At 53.9% G+C, this 25102-nt stretch carries 24 protein-coding genes and 2 riboswitches; of the genes, 14 read left to right on the plus strand and 10 right to left on the minus strand.

Going from position 1 to position 25102, the window contains the following annotated elements; translation table 11 throughout:
- Positions 1–149 precede the first annotated feature (149 nt).
- The 4 genes from PEL01S_RS16785 (at position 150) to PEL01S_RS16800 (ending at position 4636) form a co-directional block, all read left to right on the plus strand.
- On the plus strand, positions 150–1181 hold the full coding sequence (locus PEL01S_RS16785) for an ROK family transcriptional regulator (protein ID WP_127461107.1): 1032 nt from the start codon (positions 150–152) through the stop codon (positions 1179–1181).
- Between the two features lie 31 nt (positions 1182–1212).
- Positions 1213–2436 (plus strand): MFS transporter, encoded by a 1224-nt coding sequence (locus PEL01S_RS16790; RefSeq protein WP_127461108.1) that lies wholly within the window; start codon positions 1213–1215, stop codon positions 2434–2436.
- A 164-nt stretch (positions 2437–2600) separates the two neighbouring features.
- A complete protein-coding gene (locus tag PEL01S_RS16795; RefSeq protein WP_063184470.1) occupies positions 2601–4055 on the plus strand; it encodes an FAD-dependent oxidoreductase in 1455 nt (484 codons plus the stop codon).
- A 23-nt stretch (positions 4056–4078) separates the two neighbouring features.
- Positions 4079–4636 (plus strand): acyl-CoA-like ligand-binding transcription factor, encoded by a 558-nt coding sequence (locus tag PEL01S_RS16800; RefSeq protein ID WP_307722006.1) that lies wholly within the window; start codon positions 4079–4081, stop codon positions 4634–4636.
- 150 nt (positions 4637–4786) lie between these two features.
- On the opposite strand, the gene PEL01S_RS16805 is transcribed toward PEL01S_RS16800, so the two are convergent.
- The gene (locus PEL01S_RS16805) at positions 4787–5938 is read right to left on the minus strand and encodes an MFS transporter (protein WP_127461109.1); all 1152 of its coding nucleotides are present in this window, start codon (positions 5936–5938) and stop codon (positions 4787–4789) included.
- Between the two features lie 98 nt (positions 5939–6036).
- Here PEL01S_RS16805 and PEL01S_RS16810 point away from each other — a divergent pair, with 98 nt between their 5' ends.
- Positions 6037–6915 carry a LysR family transcriptional regulator gene (locus PEL01S_RS16810; RefSeq protein ID WP_127461110.1) on the plus strand — a complete coding sequence of 293 codons (879 nt, stop codon included), beginning with the start codon at positions 6037–6039 and terminating at the stop codon, positions 6913–6915.
- Between the two features lie 142 nt (positions 6916–7057).
- On the opposite strand, the gene PEL01S_RS16815 is transcribed toward PEL01S_RS16810, so the two are convergent.
- Positions 7058–7792: a response regulator transcription factor gene (locus PEL01S_RS16815; RefSeq protein WP_063184474.1), complete on the minus strand. Its 735-nt coding sequence runs from the start codon at positions 7790–7792 to the stop codon at positions 7058–7060.
- Positions 7793–7998: 206 nt separating this feature from the next.
- On the opposite strand from PEL01S_RS16815, the gene PEL01S_RS16820 reads away from it, so the two are divergent.
- Positions 7999–8859: a cytochrome c oxidase assembly protein gene (locus tag PEL01S_RS16820; RefSeq protein ID WP_239551524.1), complete on the plus strand. Its 861-nt coding sequence runs from the start codon at positions 7999–8001 to the stop codon at positions 8857–8859.
- 3 nt (positions 8860–8862) lie between these two features.
- On the opposite strand, the gene PEL01S_RS16825 is transcribed toward PEL01S_RS16820, so the two are convergent.
- Positions 8863–9474: an SCO family protein gene (locus PEL01S_RS16825; RefSeq protein WP_127461111.1), complete on the minus strand. Its 612-nt coding sequence runs from the start codon at positions 9472–9474 to the stop codon at positions 8863–8865.
- Between the two features lie 65 nt (positions 9475–9539).
- Positions 9540–9905 carry a c-type cytochrome gene (locus PEL01S_RS16830; protein WP_063184476.1) on the minus strand — a complete coding sequence of 122 codons (366 nt, stop codon included), beginning with the start codon at positions 9903–9905 and terminating at the stop codon, positions 9540–9542.
- Positions 9906–10169: 264 nt separating this feature from the next.
- Between PEL01S_RS16830 and PEL01S_RS16835 the strand changes: the two genes are divergently transcribed.
- The 3 genes from PEL01S_RS16835 (at position 10170) to PEL01S_RS16845 (ending at position 14240) form a co-directional block, all read left to right on the plus strand.
- Positions 10170–10817 carry a response regulator gene (locus PEL01S_RS16835; RefSeq protein ID WP_010498018.1) on the plus strand — a complete coding sequence of 216 codons (648 nt, stop codon included), beginning with the start codon at positions 10170–10172 and terminating at the stop codon, positions 10815–10817.
- A 206-nt stretch (positions 10818–11023) separates the two neighbouring features.
- Entirely contained in the window at positions 11024–12760 is a 1737-nt protein-coding gene (locus PEL01S_RS16840; protein ID WP_127461112.1) for an ABC transporter ATP-binding protein, read from the plus strand.
- A gap of 247 nt (positions 12761–13007) precedes the next feature.
- Positions 13008–14240, plus strand: coding sequence for an RICIN domain-containing protein (locus PEL01S_RS16845; RefSeq protein WP_127461113.1), 1233 nt, complete (start codon positions 13008–13010; stop codon positions 14238–14240).
- 169 nt (positions 14241–14409) lie between these two features.
- Here the strand turns inward: PEL01S_RS16845 and metE are convergent, their stop codons facing one another.
- The 6 genes from metE to ahlS form a co-directional block, all read right to left on the minus strand.
- Positions 14410–16704: a 5-methyltetrahydropteroyltriglutamate--homocysteine S-methyltransferase gene (metE, locus tag PEL01S_RS16850; protein WP_127461114.1), complete on the minus strand. Its 2295-nt coding sequence runs from the start codon at positions 16702–16704 to the stop codon at positions 14410–14412.
- Positions 16705–16866: 162 nt separating this feature from the next.
- A riboswitch (cobalamin riboswitch) is annotated at positions 16867–17064 on the minus strand.
- Between the two features lie 93 nt (positions 17065–17157).
- Positions 17158–18015, minus strand: coding sequence for an energy-coupling factor ABC transporter ATP-binding protein (locus PEL01S_RS16855; RefSeq protein WP_127461115.1), 858 nt, complete (start codon positions 18013–18015; stop codon positions 17158–17160).
- Positions 18012–18815 (minus strand): cobalt ECF transporter T component CbiQ, encoded by an 804-nt coding sequence (gene cbiQ, locus PEL01S_RS16860; protein ID WP_127461116.1) that lies wholly within the window; start codon positions 18813–18815, stop codon positions 18012–18014. The genes PEL01S_RS16855 and cbiQ overlap by 4 nt, the downstream gene beginning before the upstream one ends.
- Entirely contained in the window at positions 18812–19096 is a 285-nt protein-coding gene (locus PEL01S_RS16865) for an energy-coupling factor ABC transporter substrate-binding protein (RefSeq protein ID WP_127461117.1), read from the minus strand. Before PEL01S_RS16865 ends, cbiQ begins: the two co-directional genes overlap by 4 nt.
- Positions 19093–19860, minus strand: a complete 768-nt coding sequence (locus PEL01S_RS16870) for an energy-coupling factor ABC transporter permease (RefSeq protein ID WP_127461118.1) — start codon at positions 19858–19860, stop codon at positions 19093–19095. The genes PEL01S_RS16865 and PEL01S_RS16870 overlap by 4 nt, the downstream gene beginning before the upstream one ends.
- 141 nt (positions 19861–20001) lie before the next feature.
- Positions 20002–20192, minus strand: a riboswitch (cobalamin riboswitch).
- Between the two features lie 61 nt (positions 20193–20253).
- The gene (gene ahlS, locus PEL01S_RS16875; protein WP_127461119.1) at positions 20254–21102 is read right to left on the minus strand and encodes an AhlS family quorum-quenching N-acyl homoserine lactonase; all 849 of its coding nucleotides are present in this window, start codon (positions 21100–21102) and stop codon (positions 20254–20256) included.
- Positions 21103–21271: 169 nt separating this feature from the next.
- Between ahlS and PEL01S_RS16880 the strand changes: the two genes are divergently transcribed.
- The 5 genes from PEL01S_RS16880 to PEL01S_RS16900 all read left to right on the plus strand — a co-directional run bounded on the left by PEL01S_RS16880 (position 21272) and on the right by PEL01S_RS16900 (position 25047).
- Positions 21272–21676: a winged helix-turn-helix transcriptional regulator gene (locus tag PEL01S_RS16880; protein WP_127461120.1), complete on the plus strand. Its 405-nt coding sequence runs from the start codon at positions 21272–21274 to the stop codon at positions 21674–21676.
- Positions 21677–21787: 111 nt separating this feature from the next.
- Complete coding sequence (locus PEL01S_RS16885) at positions 21788–22123, plus strand: GyrI-like domain-containing protein (RefSeq protein ID WP_239551523.1); 336 nt, start codon at positions 21788–21790, stop codon at positions 22121–22123.
- A gap of 278 nt (positions 22124–22401) precedes the next feature.
- The gene (locus tag PEL01S_RS16890; protein WP_127461121.1) at positions 22402–23355 is read left to right on the plus strand and encodes an ABC transporter permease; all 954 of its coding nucleotides are present in this window, start codon (positions 22402–22404) and stop codon (positions 23353–23355) included.
- Positions 23345–24295 (plus strand): iron chelate uptake ABC transporter family permease subunit, encoded by a 951-nt coding sequence (locus tag PEL01S_RS16895; RefSeq protein ID WP_127461122.1) that lies wholly within the window; start codon positions 23345–23347, stop codon positions 24293–24295. Before PEL01S_RS16890 ends, PEL01S_RS16895 begins: the two co-directional genes overlap by 11 nt.
- On the plus strand, positions 24289–25047 hold the full coding sequence (locus tag PEL01S_RS16900) for an iron ABC transporter ATP-binding protein (protein WP_127461123.1): 759 nt from the start codon (positions 24289–24291) through the stop codon (positions 25045–25047). The genes PEL01S_RS16895 and PEL01S_RS16900 overlap by 7 nt, the downstream gene beginning before the upstream one ends.
- The last annotated feature ends 55 nt before the right edge of the window (positions 25048–25102 follow it).

Consider the following 25102-nt stretch of genomic DNA (forward strand, 5'->3'; position numbering starts at 1 on the left):
TACCGGGAAACGGCGCCATGCCGTTTCCCTTTCTTTTTTGTACCGAGAGTTGCTTAGGATTTCGCGGAATTCATTCGTTGTGCCCCGGACGAATCTGTGATACACTCGGAAAGTAATTAAAGAACTTTAATAAGTTGGCGGTGAATGCTATGAAGCTTCCTTTCGTTCAGCCCAAAATGATGGGGGAAATGATTCGTCGGCAAATTCGTGCGGTGCTGTATCACGATTCGGTATCGACCACGGCCGAGCTTGCGCAGAAAACGGGCATCAGCTTTCCGACGATTAGCAAAACACTGGATGAAATGAACGATCAAGGAGAGGTTGTGTTAACGGGGCTGGGAGCATCCAGCGGAGGCCGGCGTCCAAAGCAATACCGGCTCAATGCCGATCATATGGCGGGACTCGCCGTAGCGCTCGAAAAGGATTATTCCTCCTATGCGCTCCTGAATTATGTGGGCGAGGTGATCGGGCGGGAGAAGCTTCCCGGCGTTTTGCACGACGGACCTGAGCGGTTGACCGAACAGATCGGAACCTTCGTGCAGCGTTATCCTCATTTGCGTGCTCTGACCTTGGGAGTCCCAGGTGCGGTCAATAACGGGCGGGTCTTCCATATTCCCGATTACGAAAAGTTCAAGAACCTCGATTTCAAAGGCTTGTACGAGGAACGCTTTTCGCTCCAGGTTCAGGTGGAAAATGATATGAACGCCACCGTTCTCGGCTATCACGACCGCTCGGGAGACGACCCAAACCGCTCCCTTGTGTACCTGTATCTGGGGCAGAACGGTCCCGGCGCCGGGATTATGGTGAACGGCGACGTGGTAAGAGGGAGCAGCTTTTTTTCGGGCGAAGTTTCCTTTTTGCCGCTTTATGATTCGCACAATTTTTCCCAAGCGGTTCAAGAGCCGCCTTCCGCGCAGGACGGTACGGAGAGGCGTGAGAAGCTCATCGACGCGATGAGCCGTTTGGTCGCCGTGTTTACGGCCACCCTAAATCCGCATACCGTCCTTTTTTGCAGTACGGATATGACCGAACGCGATCTTGCCGATGTCCGGAAAGGAAGCGCGTGCTACGTTCCGGCAGATAACTTGCCGTCCCTTCTTGTCCGGGATTGGGAGGAAGATTACTTCCACGGGCTAAATCAACTTACGATCAGAACGATGCTGAGTCTCGGAATCGATTGATTGCGCAGCTGGCTTCAAAAGGAGAATTGGCATGGAACATTCGCTAAGCAGCCGCCAAATTCAACGATGGCGCGTCGCCATTTATTTTATTTTTGCGCTGCCCGGTTTTGCGCTTGCCAGCTGGGTTTCGCGTACTCCCACGATCCGGGATTCGTTAGGCGCTACCACCGCCGAGATGGGATGGATTATTTTTGGCTTGGCCGTCGGTTCCATCGTCGGATTGTTAAGCGCAAGTCATCTTATTGCAAGCCGCGGAGGGCGCTTTGTCATGATGACCGGATTGGCGGTCAGCTCGGCAGGACTCGGAATCGTGTCACTGAGCGGAGTTTGGCTTAACGGCGGCATTGCGGTGTTTCTGGGACTGGCCGTCTTCGGCTTCGGGAACGGAATATGCGACGTGGCGATGAATGTCGAGGGGACGGCTGTTGAACGCGCCGCTCAAAAATCGCTGCTGACCGGCTTTCATGCCGCATTCAGCGTGGGCAATCTGGTGGGAGCCGTTGCGGGCTCGGCAGCGGTTGGAGTCAGGCTGTCCGTCCTTGCTCATTTGTCGCTTGCCGCGGTTGTCGTGATTTTGTGCGCCGTCTATTTTTTCCGGTTCGTCCCTGCCGGAACCGGGCAAGAGCGTGCCGCGGAGTCGGGCGAACCGCCCATGACCGCGCGGGAGCGTATGGCCGTGTGGAAGGAGCCGCGCACGATTTTGATCGGGATCGTCGTCTTGGGAATGGCGTTTGCGGAAGGCTCGGCGAATGACTGGCTTCCGCTGGTCATCGTGGACGGTTATCATGTCTCCCCGGCAACGGGCTCGTTTGCCTTCGGCTTGTTCGTAGCCGCCATGACCATTTGCCGCGCGGCAGGCGGGATGCTGCTCGACCGGTTCGGCAGAGTCGCCGTCCTGCGGGCTTCCGCGCTATCCGCGATTGCGGGATTGCTCATCGTCATTTGGGGACAAAGCTTCACGGCTGCTGCCATCGGCGTTGTGCTGTGGGGCTTCGGCTCGGCGTTCGGATTTCCCGTAGGCTTGTCCGCCGCAGGAGACGATCCCCGCGGGGTCGCTGCGAGGGTGGGCGCCGTGTCGACGGCCGGGTACCTCGCCTTCCTTGTCGGTCCGCCGATCCTGGGGGTCATTGGCGATTCCATCGGCTTGCTTCGTGCTTTAATTATCGTGCTGATCGGCGTTGTGGTGGCCGGATTATTATGTCATGCCGCGAGGCCAATTGGAGCGCAGACAGAGGATACGAACTTTAAGGCTTAGAGCCGATGCGGAGATGATGCAGAGCCGTTCCTTCCGGGGAGCGGTTTTCTTTTTTTGCCGAACGGTATTGCTTTATAATTTGACAGTAACTATCAAAAGACATGTATTATCATTATGATGTTAGTGTCAAATTAATCCGGTTATCTGAAAAAGGAGCTGCGGGCATGAATAACGATCCGAATTGGGGAAGAGCGCTGGTCATCGGGGGCAGTATGGCGGGAATGCTGGCTGCACGGGTGCTGGCGGAGCATTATGACGAGGTTCTCGTCGTGGACAAGGACGACTTTCCGGGCACGCCCGAAAACCGTCCCGGCACGCCTCAGGCGTATCATCCGCATCGGCTGCTGCCGCGCGGCAAGCTCATTCTGGAGAGCTTGTTCCCCGGTTGGCTGGACGATTTGCTGGCGCAAGGGGCTTTCCCGAAGGAGGGCAAGCGCATCCGGTCCGTCAGCGTTTATGGAACCCTTGAAGTGGTTGACCGAAAAGATGCGGGTGCCAGCCGGGCTTTGCTGGAATGGGTCGTTCGCGAGCGGCTCCAAGTGCTCCCCAATGTGCGTTTTGCAAACGGATGCGAAACGACGGGCCTGCAGAGGGCTTCGGACGGCGCAACAGTTACAGGTGTGACGGTTCGGGAACGGGGCAAGACGGCGCAGTCCACGACGCTCGAAGCCGATCTGGTGCTGGACGCTAGCGGACGGTCCTCCAAGCTGGTAAAATGGCTTCAGGATCTCGGCTATCACGTGCCGGAACCGGAACGTCTGAAAGCCTCGCTCGGCTACAGCACGCGCTATTATAGAATCCCTCCGCACATTGCGGAGCAATGGAGCGTGGTCGTCACCGAAGGCGTTCCAGCCAAAGGGATCGGCACCGCCGTATTCGGACCGGTTGAACAGGATATGGCCGAAGTCGTACTGTATTACGCGGGCGGGCAGCGTTACCCGACGACCGATGCCGGGCTATACGAACAGGAGCTGGCCGCACTGCTGGACCCTTCGATTGCCGAACTGCTGCAAAATTGCGAGCCTCTGGGGCCGCCGCGCGGGTATCGGGTGCCGGAATGCTTCCGACAGCGCTTCGAGCGGATGGAGCGGTGGCCGTCCGGGCTGCTTGTGATGGGGGACGCGCTTTGCAACTTCGACCCGATTTACGGCCAAGGGATCACCGTCGCTGCCATCGAAGCGGAATTGCTGGCCGCTCAACTGCGCGAACAGCGCACCCGGCCGAAGCCGTTCTTCGAGCGTGAAGCGCTCAGGCGAATGCAGGAGGCAATCGATCCCGCCTGGTGGCTCACGGCCGTTGCCGACCTGTGCTGGCCCGGTGTGGAATACACGGGATCCCATTCGCGGGAAGGAATCGCCTTCGCCCAAAAATATTTTGAACTGTACCGCAAGCAAGCTATCGGTAAGCGCGATATGGAATTATTCGGTAAATATATGATGATGAACGGCTTGCTCTTATCGCCGCGGGAATTATTGAACGCGGAGGCGGTCCGCGCTGTGCTGGACGCCGATGGATCGGGCGAGGGAGAGCGGCTGTTAGCCGAATTCGCGATGAAGGATCGGGATCATCAGCTGGAGCAATTTCTGGAGCGGACCATCCCGGCGGGAAGCTATAAATAAAACAAGATCGGAGAGTGTGCAAGATGCCACCGGATGATAAACGAACCATGGGGCTGCGCGAGCGCAAAAAAGCAAAGACCATGGCAGCGGTTCAAATGCACGCGCTGCGGCTGTTCCGAGAGCTGGGCTATAACGCTACGACGGTAGAGCAGATTGCGGAGGCAGCGGAGATTTCGCCCAGCACTTTTTTTCGGTATTTTCCCACCAAGGAGGACGTGCTGCTAAAAGACAATTACGATCCCGTTCTCGTTGACGCCTTTGAAGCTCAACCGTCAGATCTGAATCCTCTACAAGCCATGCGCGGGGCCATGGTTTCGGCGATTGCCAACATGTCTGCCGATGAGCTCGCCACGATGCGCGAACGAAATCAGCTCATCATGACGGTGCCGGAGCTGCGGGCCGCAGCGCTGAACAACCTGACCCAGACGATGCAGCTAATCGCGGAGCTGGCGGCCAAGCGCACCGGCCGGGAGCCGGACGATGCAGCTGTGCGAACCTTCGCCGGAGCGGTCATCGGCGTCAATATCTCGATGCGAAACATCCGGATGCGGACTTCGCTGAATTGCTGGACGAAGCGCTGAGCAAGCTGGAAGCGGGTTTGCCGTTGTAACTTCGGCGGGCGGGAGACCGTCGGAACGACGCAGCCTGCCGTGATGGCTGTTGCCGAAACGACCGACCGGATGGTCGGTTTTTCGGAATGGCGCGGGAATTTCGGGCAGGCCCCGCCCGGTTTATGCGCTTTTTTTATTCGACCTAAACGAATAAGAGATAGCGGCCAAGGCGGCCAATTCCATAACGCCGCCAATCCATGACAAATGCAGAACGGAGGAATACTCCGTCACCAGTCCTCCCAGACCGGCCCCTAAGGTCATCCCTATATTCATTAAGGCGGTATTGAAGCTTAAAACAATTTCCGGCGCTTGAGGCTTTAAAGAAATAAAATAAAATTGTTTTGCGGGAGTCGTTGTCCATGCGGCAGCTCCCCATATCATAAGAGTCAACAGCACCCCGATCGTAGAAGTTACTGTAAAGGTCAATAGGAACAAGGCCATCGCGTGAATGCTCAAGCTAATGGAAATGGTACGGACAGGTCCCCATTTATCGACGGCATACCCGCCAAAACGCGACCCGATCAAAGCAAACACGCCTAAAGTCAAAAGGGATATACTGACCATTTCGATCGAAAAACCGGCAAAGGCGCTCAACAGCGGAGCGATGTAAGCAAAAACCATCGTATACCCGAGAATCCAACATACGGTAGTGAGAAATCCGCTTATCAACCGCCTGTCGCGAATGAAAAGCAATTGATGCTTTAAAGGGATCGGTTTTTCTCCCTCCAGCCTTGGGATGAATCTCGCCAGCAGCAGGAGAACGATCAGCGTAACGGCGGCAAGCATGAGATAGATATAGCGCCAATCCATATAGGCGGCAACCAGCGTTCCGACAGGGACGCCCAATATTAAAGAAACGCTAAATCCCGTAATGACCGTGGCCATCGCATTCCCCTGTTTGGCAGGTGGGGCGAGCCGGGCTGCGTAATTGGTGGCAATAACGATGTACAGTCCCCCGCTCATGGCCAATACAATTCGGGAAAACATCAGCAGGCCGAAATGAGAACTGAAAAAGGCAATCATGCTTCCAGCGATAAAAGTAACCATAGAATAGAGCAACACTTTTTTTCTCTCGAACTTTGCCGTCAGCATCACCAATCCAAGAGCCCCTAACGCATACGATAAAGAATAGATCGTGACCAACTGTCCGGCCAATGAAATCGAAACCTGGAAATCTTTAGAGATGATTTCCAAAATGCCGGATACGACGAATTCTGCCGTCCCCGATACGAACGCGCCTAAAGCTAGCAAATAAATAGAAAATCGGTTCATTCCTTTGCACTCCTTGTCAACCACGTTGCCCTTATTCTATATCGCGTGGTAACATGAGTAAAATTGTTATTTTTCATAAAGGGGATGAGTAAAAGCTCATGACTATTGCCCGCTTTAAGGTTTTGGCCAAAGTGATCGAGCTTGGCAGCTTCACCAAAGCATCCGAAGAGCTGAACATGACTCAATCGGCCGTGAGCCATGCGATCGCCAGTCTGGAGGCGGAATGGGGCGCGACGCTATTGATTCGCGATCGGAAGAAGGAGCTTGTTCTCACCGAGGTCGGACAAAAAACGCTGATTCATATCCGGGAAATTTTAAATCGGACGGAACGCATTCAACAGGAGCTGGCTTTAGCGGCAAGCTTGGAGGCAGGGACCGTGCGTATCGGCACTTTTTACAGCGCTTCCTCCTGTCTTTTGCCTAAAATTCTTGCAAAATTCCAGAAGAAGCATCCCCGAATCGAATTCAGATTTTACGAAGGCACATATGAGGAAATGGCGGAATGGTTGGATACGGGAGTCATCGACATCGGATTTGTTGTGCAGCAAGACAAGCATACGAAATGGGACACGGTACCGCTCATCCAAGATAAGATGGTTGTCGCTTTTCCTGCGGGTCATAAATTTCAGCAGCGCGAAATGATTACGGTGGAAGACTTGCAAGACGAGCCCTTTATTATGCCAAAAGGAATGTATCAATCGCACATCGAAGAAATTTTTCAACAAGCGAAGGTCAAGCCGTCTATCCGGTTTGAAGTGCAGGATTGCAGCACCATTGCTAACATGGTTCAGGAAGGGCTCGGAATCACGATCGGCCCGGAATTGTTTCTTAAGACCCAGCAAAATCTTCAAATCCGCAGCTTGAACGTATCCGATTGGCGTAATGTGGCGTTAGCATGTCCTTCCGTCTCCGATGCTTCGCCGGCCGTTCGAGCCTTTCTTACCGTAGCCCAAAACGTTTTTGTCAACGACAAGTGAATCTTGTGCAGCCGGATACATACCATTCTGTGTCTTCCAAAAGGGAGCCAACGCTTCCTTTAACCTAAGCCGCCTCGTTCGGAAGCGGCTCTTTTCATCGCCCGGCACGGGCGTCCTCTCCGAAGGCGGTCTCAAACCGGGGCTAGGCGCCCCCTCCACGGGCAAATGAAGCCGGCACATCCAGGCGGTAGCCTATACCCCAGACCGTGCGAAGCATCGAAGCGGCAGGCGGCGAGACGGCTTGCATTTTTTCCCGGATGCGCCGGATATGGGAATCCACCGTCCGAAAATCCACGATTACCTCGTATTTCCATACCTCCTTCAGCAGCTCTTCGCGAGTCAACGTTTTATTCTCGTTCAACGCAAAATAACGCAGCAGATCGTACTCTTTCAAAGTTAAAGCGATCTCGTGACCGTCGATCAGCACGCGCCGGGCCAGATGCTCGATGACCAAATGTGGCAGCACGATATCGTGGCGCGATTTGTTCTCCAGCCGAAGCCGTCCCGGAGCGGTCCGCTTCAGAATCGCATGGATGCGGCAGATCAGCTCGCGCGGACTGAACGGCTTCAGGACGTAATCGTCCGCTCCGGCTTCGAAGCCGAGGAGGCGGTCGCTTTCGTCCGCTTTGGCCGTCAGCAGGATCACCGGCGTCGCCTTGACCTGTTTGAGCAGCCGGCAAATCTCGGGGCCGTTCAGCCCGGGCATCATCCAATCGAGCAGCAAAATATCGTAATCGCGGTCTAAAGCCATTTGCAGCGCCTGCGTTCCGTCTCCGGTTTCGTCCACGGCGGCGCCGTCTTTATTCAAATACAGGTTCAATATGCGGCGGATCCGGTCCTCGTCGTCGGCGATAAGCATCTTGTAAGCTAAGGTCATGACAGTTCCTCCTTCACGCTTCTCATTGTAGTCTTAGAATGCCCTGGCGGCATGCCTCGAATGAGTCATTTCGTCGTCGGTCCGGTGAACAAAGCTTGTCTCCTTTGTGACAGCGAGATGGCCCTTTCGTGTCATAGGAACCGGGAGCGAAATTAGGTAAGATGGAGGGGATGCCAGAAGACGAAGAAGGTAAGGAGGCTTTGAGCTTGGACTTTCAGTTGATGATGGAAACGTACGGATTCCGGGTAGTGTGGGGGCCGGAAATGTTTCTGACGGTTGCGCTGGCGGCCGTATTTTACATGCGATACAAGGGCGGCACGGTGTCCGGGCAGCAGATGGCGAGCTTTTTTGTCGGGCTGTTCTTGCTGTACTTTGCGCTCGGAGGACCGCTGAATCTGGGCGGGCACTTCTGGTTCAGCATCCATATGCTCCAGCAGTCCGTGATGTACCTGATCGTTCCGCCGCTGCTGCTCCGGGGGATGCCGGAAGGCTTTTTCCGGGCGCTCAGCGACAATCCGTGGAGCCGGAGGATGATCCTTGTTTTCGGCAATCCGATCTTGGCGATGTTTTTGTTCAACGGCGCGTTTTCTTTCTATCACATCCCGATGATCTTCGATGCGGCGATGTCCAATTATGCGCTTCATAATGCGCTGCATTTGCTGCTGTTCTTCTCGGCGTTCGCTTTATGGTGGTCCGTGTTCAGTCCGGCCGGGGCGATCTATGCGATGAGCGAGCTGAAAAAAATGGGGTATATTTTCATAAACGGCATTTTGCTGACGCCGGCCTGTGCGCTCATCATTTTTGCCAAAGCGCCGATGTACGAGACCTACACCGCTGGCGCGCATCTGCTGTGCCTGCCGTTCTATGCGATTCCGGTGGAGCCGGTGACGTTCTCAAGCCCGTGGCTTACGCCGCTGTCCGACCAGCAGTTGGGGGGCGTGATCATGAAGATTATGCAGGAAATTTCGTACGGCTGCCTGCTTGGCCTCGTGTTCTTCCAGTGGTACCGGAGAGAAAAAGACAAAGCAGAGGACCTTCCCGATCCCCTGCTTGAGCCGACGCCGTAAGCGTTATTTTGATCCGGCGATTTGCCGGATCATTTTTAGAATCTCGTCGTTGTCCATCTCTTCGCCCATCGTATAAATTTTGCGGATTTGGCCTTGCTGGTCGACCAGAAACAGCGAAGTGACCGTATGCACGAACCCGCCGTCCTTCATCTTTTGCACCATCACGCCAAAATCTTTCGCGACGTCCGCCGTTTGTTTCTCCGTCCCGGTCAGCAGCGTCCAGCCGTTGTAATCCATCCCCATTTTGTCTCCGTACGTTTTGAACGCTTGAGGCGTATCGCGCTCGGGATCGAAGGTAACCGATAAAAAATGGACCTTATTTCCCCACATGCCGTCTTTCTTTAATTCATTTTGCAGCTTGACCATGTTGTACGTCGTGGCCGGGCACACGTCCGGGCAATTGGTGAACAGAAACTCGACCAGACGTACTTTGCCGTTCGTATCGTTTAATGATACCTTCCCGCCGTCCAGCCCGCTCAGCTCAAAGTTCGGCGCCTGCTTCAAAACCGGCAGGGGCGGCCCTTGGTTGAACCAGGTAAACAGGGAGATCGCAAGGGCAACCAGCAGGAGGGAGACCGTCAATTTAAACCCGTGTTTTTGAATCCATGGCTTCATCCGTGAATTGTTTAACCTCCGGTTTCATTATCTTTTTGTCGTTCGTTTCGGCTATTCTGCGCGTATTATTTCTTTTCGGCCAGCCAGCGGGCGACGTTGGCAATCTCCTCGTCCTTCAGGCTGCTCTTGAACGCCGGCATGCCTCCGCGTCCGTTCTGGATCACTTTGTACAGCTGCTCGGTCGACAGCTTGCCGCCGACCTTCTGAAGATTCGGTCCCATTTTGCCTTCCAGGTCGTTGCCGTGACAGGCGATGCAGGACTGCTTGTAGACGGCTTCGGCGGCCTGGGCGTTCAGCGGAGCATCGGGAAGGGCCGGAGCGGCCGCCTCCTGCTTGGTCTCGCTCGAATGCCGCTGCACCTCGGCGAACAAAAATCCCATGCCCAGAACGCAGGCAATTCCGCACAGGGACACCATAATCCATCGATGCATACATGCGCCTCCTTTCATTTTCAGGATAATCCTAGCACTTTCGTTTCCGGCTTGTATATAGCACTTTGGAGTCAGACTGAAGCGCTTCCGCCGGGGATTTGTCACGAAATTGTCGATCGTCCGGCGGGAAATAGCCCGACTGAGTCATGGGGGTTTGCTGGAGGGTATGGTTAGATGGAATCACAGAAGTACGATCGTTGATCCGGACGGCGAGAAGATGCGTAAAGAGCGCTTCCGGTAAGGAAAGAGAGGGGATTCCATTCCATGAGTCAACCGATTCGAATTATGCTGGCCGACGACCATGCGCATGCGCGCCAGGCGATGCGTGAAATTATTCAAGCGGACCCGGAGTTCGAGATCATATGCGAGGCGACGAACGGAAAAGAAGCGGTGATGCTGGCGGAGCAGTGGATGCCCGATGTCATTCTGATGGACATCCGCATGCCCGAATTGGACGGCCTGGAAGCGACCAAGCTGATCAAAGAACGGTTCCCGTATGTCAAAATTGTCATGGTTACGGTATCGGACGATATTACGCATTTGTTCGAGGCGCTGAAGAAAGGCGCGCAGGGCTATTTGCTGAAAAATCTTCACCCCGCGTCCTGGCACGAATATTTGCGGGCCGTCGCCATCGACGAAGCCCCCATGTCTCGGGAAATCGCCGTGCGCTTGCTTCAGGAGTTTTCCTCCGTCAGGCAGAGCATTCCGGACCATTCGCCGCTCACCGGGCGGGAAAAGGAAATTTTGGAGTGCGTGGCCAAAGGGAACTCCAACCGGGAAATTTCGGAAATTTTATCCATCTCCGAACATACGGTGAAAAACCATCTGAAAAATATTTTGCATAAGCTGCATTTGGACAACCGGGTGCAATTGATGCGCTATGCCTATGAGAAGGGCTGGATTAGGGGATAGGAAGCTCTACCCAGCGGAAAAAATGATTTAAATGATTTATACGATTGATCCTTTTTTACAGGTCATGGTAAATTGAGGATGTCGTTCATAAAAAATTTCAGAAATGAGTGAGGACTATGAGAAAAACAGGAGTAGCCCAAACCCAAACGAAAAAAACTTGGAGGGCAACGCTTCGTTAACCCTCCAAATCATTGGAGGAAAGCGACTTGAATACTCGGTTCAAGAAATTTTTATCTTATTACAAGCCTTATTTAGGTTTGTTATTTGCGGATCTGGCTTGCGCGTTTGTGGTATCCGCCGTTACTCTGGCACTTCCCTTATGCGTCAGATACATCACCGTAAACGTTTTGGAAGAAGGCGGACCCCGTGCGCTGGAGCAAATCTACGCGATGGGTGCGGTCATGCTGGTTCTGGTCGCCCTGCATACGTTTTGCAACATGTTCGTTTCGTATCAAGGGCATGTGATGGGGGCGAAGATGGAGAGCGACATGCGAACCGAATTGTTCGATCATTTGCAAAAGCTGTCGTTTCGTTTCTATGACGAACAAAAAACAGGCCAACTCATGACCCGGGCGACAAACGATATTTTCTCCATGACGGAATTATTCCATCACGGTCCGGAAGATATCCTCATCTCGGCCCTGAAGTTTGTCGGCGCCTTCATCATCCTGCTTCATATCGACGTTAAGCTTACCCTCGTCGTCTTTCTCTTCCTGCCTGTGATGGGTGTTTACGCGTGGTTTTTCAATAAGAAAATGAACAGGGCGCTAAGAAGAAGCAGGGATCGGATCGGCGATATTAACGTGCAGCTTGAAGATACGTTATCGGGAATACGAGTCGTTCAATCCTTTACCAACGAATCGGTGGAAAAGCAGAAGTTCGCTTACGAAAACAAACGGTTTGTGCAAAGCCGAAGCGACGGCTATAAAAGCGAGACCTGGTTTCATGAAGGGTTAATCGCGCTATCGCAGCTTATTACCGTCGCCGTGGTCGTTTTTGGCGGAGCTGCGATCGTCAACGCTTCTTTGGCGCTGGCCGATTTGCTTACCTTTTTTCTATTTATCGGCATCCTCATCGAGCCGATTCAGCGATTCGTGAATTTCGCCGGGCTTTATCAAGAAGGCATTACCGGGTTCGACCGGTTTATGGATATTATGGAAGTGGAGCCGGATATCCGGGATGCGGATAACGCCGTCGAACTGACGCACGTTCGGGGAAACGTGGAATTTAAACATGTGAGCTTCAAGTATAAAGAAGATCAAGACCACGTGCTCAAGGACGTTTCTCTGCATGTCAAGGCCGGAGAATACGTTGCGTTGGTCGGGCCTTCGGGCGCCGGCAAAACGACCCTCTGCTCGTTGATTCCCCGTTTCTACGAAGTCAGTGCAGGGCAAATTTTGCTTGACGGGACGAATATCAATGAGGTTAGCTTGCATTCGCTCAGGAGGAACATCGGCATTGTCCAGCAGGATGTCTACTTGTTCACCGGAACCGTCGCAGACAATATCCGCTACGGAAAAATCGACGCAAGCAGGGAAGAGATCATTGAGGCCGCCAAAAAGGCGAATGCGCATGATTTTATCATATCGCTGCCGGATGGTTATGATACGGATATCGGCCAACGCGGCGTGAAATTATCCGGGGGACAAAAGCAGAGGCTGAGCATTGCGCGCGTTTTCCTGAAAAACCCGCCCATTCTCATTTTTGATGAAGCGACCAGCGCCTTGGATAATGAAAGCGAGAAGGCCGTTCAAGATTCCTTGGAGAAGCTGACGGACAATCGCACGACCATCGTCATCGCCCACCGGTTGTCCACTGTCAGAAATGCGCAAAGAATTGTCGTGTTAACGGACCGTGGGATGGAGGAGCAGGGAACACATGAAGAGTTGATCGCATCGGGCGGCACCTATGCGAATTTATATAATATGCAATTAAAAATCTGACGGATTACGGTCAGAAAATAAAGCGGCAGTCCGGGACTTCATGTTACGTCCAAGGCTGTCGCTTTTATTTACGCACACGAGCGCATGGCATGACAACGAATAGAGTTCTTCAAAATGTAATCTAAACCATATTTTAGGTTGATCAATCCATTGGAGGCCGTTTATAATGAAGTTACAACTTCTGTAAACGCTGTCATTTAATCTGCTTTGGGACGAAGCTTTGATCCGAAAATGAGGAGGGAATTTGATGTTGAAAAGAGGAAAGCTGCTAAGTTTTTTTCTGCTATTCACTCTCCTGATCGCCCTGATGCCCATCGGCCATGCGAATGCGGCCCCGAACTGGAATCTGGTCTGGAGCGACGAATTTAACGGCAATGCTTTAAATTCCGCCAACTGGTCTGCGGAGATCGGCACGGGCCAGAACGGGTGGGGAAACAACGAGCTGCAATATTATACGAACCGGCCTGAAAATGTGCGGGTTGCGGACGGAAATCTCGTCATTACGGCGCGCAAGGAGTCTTATGGCGGCATGAACTACACCTCTGCGCGGATCAAAACCCAAAATTTGAAAAGCTTTACTTACGGGAAAATCGAAGCGCGCATCAAGCTGCCTTCCGGTCAAGGGCTGTGGCCGGCATTTTGGATGCTGGGCTCGAACATCAATTCGGTCGGCTGGCCCGGATGCGGCGAGATCGACATTATGGAACGGGTCAACAACAATCCGCATGTCAACGGCACCGTACACTGGGATGCGGGGGGACATGCCGATTACGGGCGGGTTTCCGGTAATCTCGATTTTTCCCAGTATCACGTGTACAGCGTAGAGTGGGACTCCAAATATATCAGATGGTTTGTGGACGGCCAGGAATACAATGCTTTTTATATTGAAAATGGAACCGGGAACACGGAGGAGTTTCAACGGCCGTTCTTCCTCCTGCTGAATCTTGCCGTAGGCGGGAATTGGCCCGGCAGCCCCGATCCTTCCACACCGTTTCCGGCGCAAATGCTGGTGGATTACGTACGCGTATACCAAGCTTCGCCGGGCATTGTTAACGGAGGCATTTATACGATAGCCTCCAAAGCCAGCGGCAAGGTGATGGATGTCGTGGACGTGTCGACGCAGAGCGGGGCCAAAATACAGCAATGGACCAACTATGTCGCCAATAACCAGAAGTTCAAGGTGGAGAGCACCGGGGACGGTTATTACAAGCTCACGGCCATGCACAGCGGAAAAGTGCTGGATGTGCCCAATTCGTCGACTTCCAGCGGCGTGCAGCTGCAGCAATGGGACGATAACGGCAGCGCTGCGCAAAGGTGGAGTATCGTCGATGTAGGCGGCGGCTATTTCAAGCTTGTTTCCAAAGCGAGCGGACTGGTCGCGGACGTATCCGGCTCCTCGACCGCTGACGGCGCGGCGGTCCAGCAGTGGAGCGACAATGGAACGGATGCGCAAAAGTGGTCGTTTGTCAAAGTCAACTGACCTGTCGGCGCTAAACCAGCAGCACTAAAGCAGCCTTCTTTCGTCAAAGGCTGTGACGACAAAGAAACCGTCTCCTTTGCACCGGGGATCATACCCCATTGCGCAAAGAAACGGTTTCTTTTTTTACGATTTACGAAGCGGGGAGCCGTAAGCCGTTCTATGCCGCGGGCTACGCTTTGGCGCAGCGCGCTCTGAACTGTTCCGCGGCAGCGACCATGTTGCGCAGAGAAGCGACCGTTTCTTCGACGCCTCTCGTTTTGAGTCCGCAATCCGGATTGATCCAGAACAGCTCCGGCTCCAAAACGGACAGCGCGCGTTCGATCGTGCGGACCATCTCGTCAACGGCCGGCACCCTCGGGCTGTGAATGTCGTACACGCCCAGACCGATGCCCTGATCGTACGTGTGCTCGTCGAAGCTCTGCATCAGCTCGCCGTGGCTGCGCGACGTTTCGATGGAAATGACGTCCGCATCGAGAGCGCGGATCGCATCGATAATGTCATGAAACTCGCAGTAGCACATATGCGTGTGAATTTGCGTCGTATCCTTTACGGCGGCGGAAGTCAAGCGGAAGGCGTGTACCGACCAGTCCAGGTAATGCTGCCAATCCTGCCGCTTCAAAGGCAAGCCTTCCCGCAGCGCGGGCTCGTCGATCTGGATCATACTGATGCCCGCGTTCTCCAGCGCTTCCACCTCCTGGCGCAGCGCCAAGGCGATCTGGTAGGAGACTTGCTCCCTAGATATATCGTCGCGGACGAACGACCAGTTCAGGATGGTGACCGGACCGGTAAGCATGCCCTTGACCGGCTTGCTCGTCAGCGACTGCGCATAGACCGTTTCCTCCACCGTCATCGGCTGGATAAATTCGACATCGCCGTAGATGACCGGAGGCTTGACGCAGCGGGAGCCGTACGATTGAACCCAGCCGTTCCGGGTGAACAGGAAGCCGTCCAGCTTCTCGCCGAAAAACTCCACCATGTCCGTCCGTTCGAACTCGCCGTGCACCAGCACGTCTAGGCCGAGCTCTTCCTGAATCTTGATCCAGGCTTGAATTTGTTCCTGAATGAAGGTCCGGTACTGCGCTTCGTTCCATTCCCCGGTTCTCCAGCGTTTGCGCGCTTGTCTCACTTCCGGCGTCTGCGGAAAGCTGCCGATCGTCGTTGTCGGCAGGAGCGGGAGCTGGAATTTATTTTGCTGGAGAATATGGCGCACGGAATAAGAGCTCTGTCTGGCCGATGGTCCCCCGGCAATATGCCGGGTAGCCGCACGGACGGTTGTCCGGTTGCGGAACGGGGAGGCGTTCAATTCCCGGACGAGCTGTGAGCTTGCTTCCAGCCCGGACCGTACGGCGTCCGTTCGTTCTCCGGCCGCCGCCTTGCTCAGCAGAACGACCTCGTCCAGCTTCTCGTCGGCGAAGGCCAGGAAGGGCAGCAGTTCGGCGTTGGCCCGCTCTTCCGTCCGGGTCGTCACCGGAACGTGCAGCAGGCTGCAGGAAGACTGAACGATCAACGTCCCCGACGGGACGAGAGCGGACACCTCATCCAGCAGCTGCAGCTTGGCTTCGAGGTCGGCCAGCCATACGTTGCGCCCGTCGATCAATCCGACGCCCAGCGCCTTGTCGGCCGGGAACCCATGCGTCCGCAGGGCGGCGATATTCCGCTCCGCTCCGTGGACGAAATCGAGTCCGATGCCTTGAACCGGCAGAGCGATCGTCCGCTCGTAGTGCTCGACCGAATCGAAATACGTCTGCAGCATCAGCTTCAGACCGGGAGCGGCTGCATGAAGCTGTGAATAAATGTCTGCGATTCGCTCCATATCGGACTCGGATAAAGACGTAACCAGAATCGGCTCGTCGATCTGCACCCATACTGCGCCTTCCTGCTCCAGTTCGGTCAAAATTTGCTTGTACAGCGGCAGGAACAATTCGCTCAAGACGTCCAGTTGTTCCGGCGCATAGCCTTTGGACAGCTTGAGGAACGTATACGGTCCGATCAAAACCGGCTTCCCGTCGATCCCGAGCTTGCGCTTCGCTTCGCGGTAAGCTTCCAGCGGCTTGTTCACGGTCAATGTTGGAGTCAGGCCGTTCAATTCGGGCACGATGTAGTGGTAGTTCGTGTTGAACCATTTGGTCATCTCGCACGCCGGAGCGCCTTGGTTTCCGCGGGCCATGGCATAATAGGTGGCGAGAGGAACCGGACCGCCGTCGTAAGCAAAACGTTTCGGAACGAGCCCGAACATCGCCGCCGTATCAAGCATATGGTCGTATAACGAAAAATCTCCTACCGGAATGAGCTCGATTCCTTTTTCCTGCTGAACCTTGAGATGCGCCAGGCGGAGCGCCTCCAGCCCGCTCAAAAATTGCTCCTCCGGCAATTTGCCAGCCCAAAACGATTCCAGTAGCTTTTTCCATTCCCGTTGTGCCCCGATGCGCGGGTACCCGATATTGCTGCTTACGATCCGACTCATGTTTATATGCCTCCTCAGGTTTTGTTTTTTCTCCTCCATTTGAATCCTGAAAACACAAAAAAAGGCATCTTTACCCTAAAGCGAAAAAGGATAAAGATGCCCCTCGTTGAATACGCACGGCGGTTGCCATCTTTAACACCTCCCTATCTCCCGTAGGTAAAAGCAGTGCTGTCAGAACAGGCAGGTCTCCTGGCTCCGGAATCATGGTTTTGCGCCGGCCTTCCCAATCCGCAGATCAGTGGCTAAGTATGGCGCAAAACTCCTCCGTTACAGTGGCGGGACCGCGCCGGTTTTTCACCGGCTTCCCTTTTAAGCTCCGATACGCGAACGTAGGGGAGCACCTGTTCCCACAATATTCAGTTGTGATTCTGTATCAATATACAACTAAACCGATAATGATACAAGTATTATTTTTATAAGGCGGTATTTCCAGCGGAGGCGGGGCCGCTCGGTTTACTGCGAAAGAGCACCTACGCCCCCATAGCCGTTTTGCAAAAAAGCTTTCATCGCTTCGATGCTGCGGGGCGGGGCATGGCTTTTGCGAACGGCTGCCGGGAGCGCTTGCCAAAGCTCCAGCAGCATCGGCGGCTCCAAACCAAGCTGGCGCAGCTTCTCTTCGTCGGCGAACACTTCGTGCGGTGGACCTGCCATGCAGCATACGCCTTGGTCCATGACCAGCACCCAATCGGCCCAAGCGTAGGCCAGATTCATATCGTGGGTCGCCATCGCGACCGTAATCCCTTGCTCTTGGGCAAGGTCCAACTCCTCCAGCAACTGCCGCTCGGACAAGCGGTCGAGGTAAGCCGTCGGCTCGTCCAGCAGCAGAAGCTCGGGCTCCAGCACGAGCACGCCCGCCAGCGCGACGCGCTTCTTTTGCCCCAGACTCAGTTGGTGAATCGGGGTGTCGGCGAGAGGCTTCAGCCCCATGGAGAGCAGCATCCGCTCAGTACGGACGGCAATCTCGTCCTCCGGGAGTCCGGCATTGCGCAGACCATAGGAGACGTCTTCGTATGGCGTATTCAAGATCAGCTGCTGCTCCGGGTCCTGGAAAACAAGACCGACCTGCCGGCGAAGCCGCAGCAGGTCGTCGCGGCGGTACGATAGAGGCGCGCCCTTCAGCTTCAGCTGTCCCGAAGCGGGGCGGTGGATGCCGATCGCATGCAGGAAAAAGGTCGATTTGCCGGACCCGTTATGGCCGCAGATCGCCGTCTTTTTTCCTTGCGGGATCGTTAAGGTCAAGCTGCGCAGCGCTTCCTTCCGGGTACCGGGATAGCTGTACCGGAGGTCCAGCGCTTCCAACATCGGTTTCATACGATTCCCCTCCAGCGGAGCCAACACTCCAGCAGCAATAATATCGCAACGCCGATGCCGCTTTCGAGGCGGTAACGGGCAGGAACCGTACCGGCCCGGTAAGGGGCAAGACGGATTTCCTCGGTAAATCCTCTTGAGACAAGACCGTGCGACAATCCTTTGTAGCGATGCATCGTCTTGACGAACAGCCGGACGATCAGCATTGCCGTGTCGTTCAGCTTGCCGCGAAAGCCGTTGTGTCCTCCGCGGGCCCGCTGCGCGGTATACAGATCGTGCGCCGTCTCCGTCAAAATAAACAGGAAGCGGTACGTGATCAGCATCAGCTCAAGCGCCAGAGTCGGAACCCGCAGCCGTTTCATGACTTGAAACAGCTCGGCCACCGGGGTCGTGAACATGACGAACGAAACGGCCGACAAGCAGGCCGCTGCCCGCATGAACAACGCCGCAGCCGTATGCAGCCCTGTCTCGGTGACATAGACGGACCCGTACGGCCGGGACCACAGAACGAACGCAGAGGAGCCGGGAGCGGCGACGCTTCCCGGCTGGATCTCGATGAGCAGGGCCGGCAGACTGGCGATAAAAAACAGGCAAGCCGTTCCCAGCATCACCATATGAGCTTTCAGCGGAATTCGGGCATACCGGACGACCCACACGATCATCCAGGCGAAAATCGCCGCTTGGACGGGAGGATGCGACCCGTAGGACAGTATGAACAGCGCGGCTGCGAAGCCGCATTTCCACATCGGGGACATGCCGCGCAGCCGGTTGCTGTAAGAAAGTGAATCGATCAGCCGAATCATTGCGGTTTCGACTTGGACGCCTTACCCCGGAACAGGCCGATCACGTACCCGATAAATCCGGCTCCGATGGCAGCCTGCAGCGCGAACAGCATGCTTTCGGTTTCGGCCGGCGGCTCCAGCAGTGACGAGAACCAGGGCTCGTAGGACGGCTGGATCGTCTTGATCATTTCTTCGGCGGCGCCGTCGGCACCGCCGAACTCCGCGTTCACGAAGAGCAGCGGCAGCACGGCCAGTAGGACGACGGCGACAAGCAGCAGGATGTTTTTGGTTCCGGTTTTCATAGCTCGCGCGCTCCTTTCATTTTACGCTGCAGCAGCGACAGCTCTTCTGAGCTGTAGGCTTGCAGCCAATTCCAGATCAATACGGTCAACAGACCTTCGCTGATGGCCAGTGGAATTTGCGTGATGGCGAAAATGCCGCCGAATTTGAGGAACGAAGCCGCTACGCCGCCTTGCTCGGCCGGAAAAGCGAGCGCCAATTGAAGCGACGTTACGATATAAGTGGACAGGTCGGCGAGCGCCGCCGCCGTGAAGATGGACAGCTTCTGCTTGCCGGTCGACTTCATCATTCCTTTGTACACCATGTAACCTACGAACGGACCTGCGACAGCCATGGAGAAAGCGTTGGCTCCGAGGGTCGTCAGCCCGCCGTGGGCAAGCAGCAGAGCTTGAAACAGCAGCACGATGGAGCCCAGCACGCTCATCGGCAGCGGACCGAACATGACCGCTCCGAGCCCTGTGCCCGTCGGATGCGAGCTGCTTCCCGTCACGGACGGAATTTTCAGTGCCGACAGCACGAAGGTGAAGGCCCCGGCCAGACCGAGCATAATTTTCAGCTCCGGCGTTTCCTTCGTTATTTTCCGGAGCGCCCGCAGCCCGAGAATGAAGAAGGGGAGAAAGGCGGCCCACCAGAAAACGGCCCAGCCGAACGGAAGAAATCCTTCCATAATGTGCATGGCGTAAGCGGATTCAGGCGCGTTCAACGACAAATACAGCGTTAAACCGCTTACCAAAAGCAGGGTGCCGATCGTCTTTTTCTTTTTCATAAATTTTTCCTCCTGAACGATACTCGTAAACCTAAAAAAGACCCATCCTGTAGGATGGGTCTCGGGTACGCGTGCCAATAAACGACAATGCACAGGTCATTGTCCGGCTATGCTCGTACACCGCTCCTTTCCGCGAAGGCTTTGGGGTGCATCTATAAGGTAGGTCTCCTGGCTCTCGGATCGTCGATTTCTTTCGCCTTCCCCGATGGGTGAATCGAGTGACGTCATGGAAAGAAACTCCCCGAATACAGTGGCGGGACCGCTCGGGATTTGCACCCGATTCCCTGTTACCCTTTGCTCTGCGCAAAGGCACCTTATCGATTTCGTTATGCGATTGTCTACAAAAACTATTCGATACAAACAGTGCATTTCCTTTCGAATGTCCGAAAATTTTTACTGGTAATATCCTTCAGTCGATTTGCGGAACGTTTTGAATTGATCCGCATCGTGCCCGAACCACACTTGAGAGTTCGTTCGCTTAGCCAGCGTGCGGATTTTCTCTACCGCACTCCGGTAACCGAGCGAATCGTACAAAATGCCCGGTGGCCTGACCGGCGGGCCGAAGCTTTCCGCCGTATAGATGGCATCGGAAGCGAGGATGATTCCGCCCGTTTCCGGCATGTCGACGTGCAAGCCTATCATGCCCCAGGCATGGCCGCTTCCAAAATTAAGAATCTTGATCCCTTCGGCCAGATCCAGGTTATCTTCAGTGCGCTTGACCGTTTTCCACTGCAAATGGTTTTTGATCCACGCATCGATGTCCGCCCAAATATAGCCGCCTTCTTTTTGATTTCGGGCATAGGATTGCAGCGCGCCGTTCAGCTCGTCTTCGTGGACGATAATCGTAGCGTTCGTGAACATCTCCAGGCATCCGGCATGGTCCAGATGCAGGTGGGAGGCAATTACGAACTTGATGTCCTCGGGTCTTACTTTCAGCTGCTCCAGCCGGTTATGCAGGTAGCATTCCTCGCTTGCCACCCAGGGAAACGCCTGCTGGGTCGCTTGGGTCCAGCGTCCTTGGGCGCCCATCGAGTTCGGATTGCAGGACGTATCGAACAAAATTTTCCCTTCCGGATGATCGATCAATACGGTGTAAATCGGAAATTCAACGAACTGCGTCTGCGCATTGGGGTTGCTGACCGTTGCCGGATTGTGCATGGCGATCAGCCAGTTTTTGTCCATGCTCATCCGGCCGTTGTCCATCACATATAGCTTGGGCCGGGCTTTCATTAGATTTGACATGTTCATTCCTCCCATTAATAAACAAATATATTCGCTTGTACGCTCGCTCATGCTCTGGATTTCAACTTTGGCGGGCGGTATAGACATACAATAGTAGATAAACTAAAATTACATAAGTAGGCACTTTTTTGTGTCCTGGATACTTCCAGGTGCATAGGAGGGAAATCATTTGACATCTTCAACCGAAACGAGACCACGCGGAAACTCGCCGGCGACTTGCGGCTACAGCAGAGTTCTTGAATTGATATCCGACAAATGGACGGCGCTCGTCATGTATACCCTGGAAGACGGGAGCGTCCGCTACGGGGAAATGGGAAGAAGAATCGACGGGATTTCCAAAAAAATGCTGACGCAAACGGTCCGGAAGCTGGAGCGGGACGGGCTGGTCCGACGCCATGTTACGCCAACCGTGCCCCCAACCGTCGACTATTCGCTAACCCCGCTGGGCGAAACGCTGCTTCAACCGTTGAAAGAGCTAAGGCAATGGGCAAGAGTAAATTACCCGCATGTCGAGACGGCGAGAGCCGACTACGATTTAGCGCATGGCGGAGATTCCCAATCACCGGCGGAATGAAGCTGGCCGGAAGGCTCGTGAAAAGAAAGTGATGACCAAAAGCATGATGACATTCCGCAGCTTTCGGAACCTCGTCATGCTTGATTTTTATAGCTAAGGGGAGAGACGGGGTTGGATACTGACGGTAGTATTGTTGGGGTTTGGGGAGCTATGGGTGATGTGGATGGAAAGTTCGAAAGGTGGAAAAATGAAGGGAAATACTTAGCGGGGTGTGAGGTTCTAGACGATGTTGAAGCCCCGCATGGTTGGGTTAAATGGGTCATTCCATCATTTAAATATATTGTGGTTAAGTGTAATCTAAATTCCTATAAAGAAACATTTATTCATATCATTGAAGACCACTTACCAAATAATGGCTACACATTGGTTGGAGCAGTTCATGAATTTTATGACCCTAAGGATAATAACGGTGAATTGTCTTTATTTTTCCCTATCGAGAAGATATAGCACATTTTACCGATACCGCATATTGAACCCTGCTAATCCACTCGTACACCTCTATTCCTTCAATTGACCGCTTCTCAACAAAGCTCAGGCAATCGTTCACGCGGTTGCCTTTTTGCATAGACGTTTTCCGGTAAATTTCGAAAAAAGCCTTGACTGACGCGGGCTTGTTGTCTAATATAGTTTAAGATTGTTAATTAAGAATGATTCTCAATATCGTTATATTGATAATGAATATCATTATCGAATTATTTACCACTAAACTATTGTTAGGAAACGTTATGAGAAAAACTTATTTGGTCCTTGCCCTGATTGTTTTATCCGTTGCTTCTTTATTCATTGGCGCGAAAGATTTGACGCTAACCGATATCGTGCAGTGGAACGAGGAAAAGGTCGAGGTGCTGATGATCAGCCGGTTCCCGCGCTTGATCAGCATTCTGATCGCCGGCATGAGCATGAGCATCGTGGGCCTCATTATGCAGCAGCTCAGCCGCAACAAATTCGTCTCCCCGTCGACCGCGGGCACGATGGATTCGGCCAGCCTGGGTATCCTGGTCGCCCTGCTAGTCTTCACGGAGGCGACTCCGCTGCTGAAGATGTCCGTTGCCTTTATCTTTTCGCTGGCCGGTACATACGTGTTTATGAAAATTCTCGACCGGGTGAAATTCAAGGATGCGATCTTCATCCCGCTCATCGGTCTTATGCTCGGCAATCTCATCGAATCGATGACGACCTTTTTCGCCTATAAATACGATCTGATTCAAAGCATGTCGTCGTGGCTGCACGGGGACTTCTCGGGTGTGCTGAAAGGCCGCTACGAGCTGCTGTACATCAGCATTCCCGCCACAGTGCTGGCGTACTTGTTCGCCAATAAGTTTACAGTCGCGGGGATGGGCGAGGATTTTTCCGTCAACCTCGGATTGAATTACAGGCAGGTGGTCAACATCGGACTTGTGATCGCAGCCCTGGTCACCTCGGTCGTCGTGCTGACGGTGGGCATGATTCCGTTTCTGGGCTTGATCATTCCGAATATCGTCACCATTTATCAAGGGGACAACCTGAAAAAAAATCTTCCCCATACCGCTTTGCTCGGAGCCGTCTTCGTGCTGGCCTGCGACATTTTCGGGCGGGTGATTATTTATCCGTATGAAATTTCGATCGGATTGACCGTGGGGGTTATCGGAAGCGGGATTTTTCTGTACCTGCTTATGAGGAGAAAGAAATATGAGCAATAAAGTCAAGTTAATCTTGCTTGCCGTGATCGCGGTGGCTTTGATTGTGCTGTTTATGGTCATCCAGTCGGGCGGCAATTGGGATTACATTCTTCCCCGGCGGGGCAAAAAGGTGCTCGCGCTGCTGCTTACCGGCTTCTGTATCGCCTTCTCGACCATGATATTTCAGACGATTACGAACAACCGGATACTGACGCCCAGCATGATCGGGCTCGATTGGCTCTATATGCTGATCCAAACCGCGATCGTCTTTATTTTCGGCGCAACCAGCCTGACGACGATCAGCAATCAATGGAATTTCGCGCTGTCCGTCGGAATGATGGTGCTGTTCGCACTCCTGCTCCATAAGCTGATGTTCCGCAGAGAGGGAACGAACATTTATTATTTGCTGCTCGTCGGACTCGTTCTCGGAACGCTGTTTCAAAGCTCGTCCTCGTTCATGCAGATGCTGATCAACCCGAACGCGTTCCTGGTGCTGCAGGGCAAGCTGTTTGCCAGCTTTAGCAGCGTCAACGCGGATCTTTTGACGATTTCGGTCGTCGCGGTGCTGGTCATTACGCTGTATTTTAAGAAGCTGCTTACCTATCTGGACGTCATTTCGCTGGGCAAGGAGCATGCGATCAATCTGGGCGTGCCTTACGACAGCATCGTGAAAAGACTGCTGATCGTCGTCGCGATTCTGGCATCAATCGCTACCGCTCTGGTTGGACCGATTACGTTCTTCGGGCTGCTTGTCGCCAACGTCACGCACCAATTTTTGCGCACGTACCGGCACAGCCAGCTTATTCTCGGAGCGGTCCTGATCGGGATGATCGCCTTGGTCGGCGGGCAATTGATGGTGGAACGGGTGTTCACCTTTACGACTACGCTCAGCGTCATCGTGAATTTCATCGGCGGATCTTACTTTCTATATCTTTTGTTGAAGGAGAACAAATCGTGGTAGAAGTACGCAACGTAACGAAAACCTACGGGAACAAGCGCGTCGTCGATCAAGTCTCCGTCAAGGTCAACAGAGGAAGCATCACCGCTTTTATCGGGCCGAACGGCGCCGGCAAAAGCACGCTGCTGTCCATGATGAGCCGCCTTCTGACGAGGGATGAGGGAGAAGTATGGATCGAAGGCAAGGAAATCGGGCAGTACAAGAGCGGCGAGCTGGCCAAAAAGATCTCGATTCTGAAGCAGTCCAACCACATCGGCATCCGCTTGACGGTGCGCGAGCTGGTCAGCTTCGGCCGCTTTCCTTATTCGCAGGGCAAGCTGACGAAGGAGGATTGGACGTTCGTCGACGAAGCCATCCGCTATATGGAGCTCGAAGATATGCAGCACAAGTATATCGATCAATTGAGCGGCGGCCAGCGGCAGCGGGCCTACATCGCCATGGTCATCGCGCAGAATACCGAGTACATTTTGCTGGATGAGCCGCTCAACAATCTGGATATGAAGCATTCGGTCCAGATTATGAAGGTGCTGCGGCGGCTGGTCGACGAGTTGGGCAAGACGATTGTCATCGTCATCCACGACATCAATTTTGCTTCCTGCCATGCCGATTACATCGTGGCGCTCAAGGACGGGAAGCTGGTCCGCGAAGGCCCAACGGCGGAGATCATCGAGGAGTCCGTGCTCAAGGACATTTACGACATGGATATTCATATCGAAGACATCAACGAGAACAAGATTTGCGTGTATTTTACTTAGCCGATTGTCCAAGGGACGCCATGCTGTCCTTTGCAATAAATATGACGATTATCGA

Origin of the sequence: Paenibacillus elgii NBRC 100335 (assembly GCF_004000865.1) — a bacterium.
Taxonomy (GTDB): Bacteria; Bacillota; Bacilli; order Paenibacillales; family NBRC-103111; genus Paenibacillus_G; species Paenibacillus_G elgii.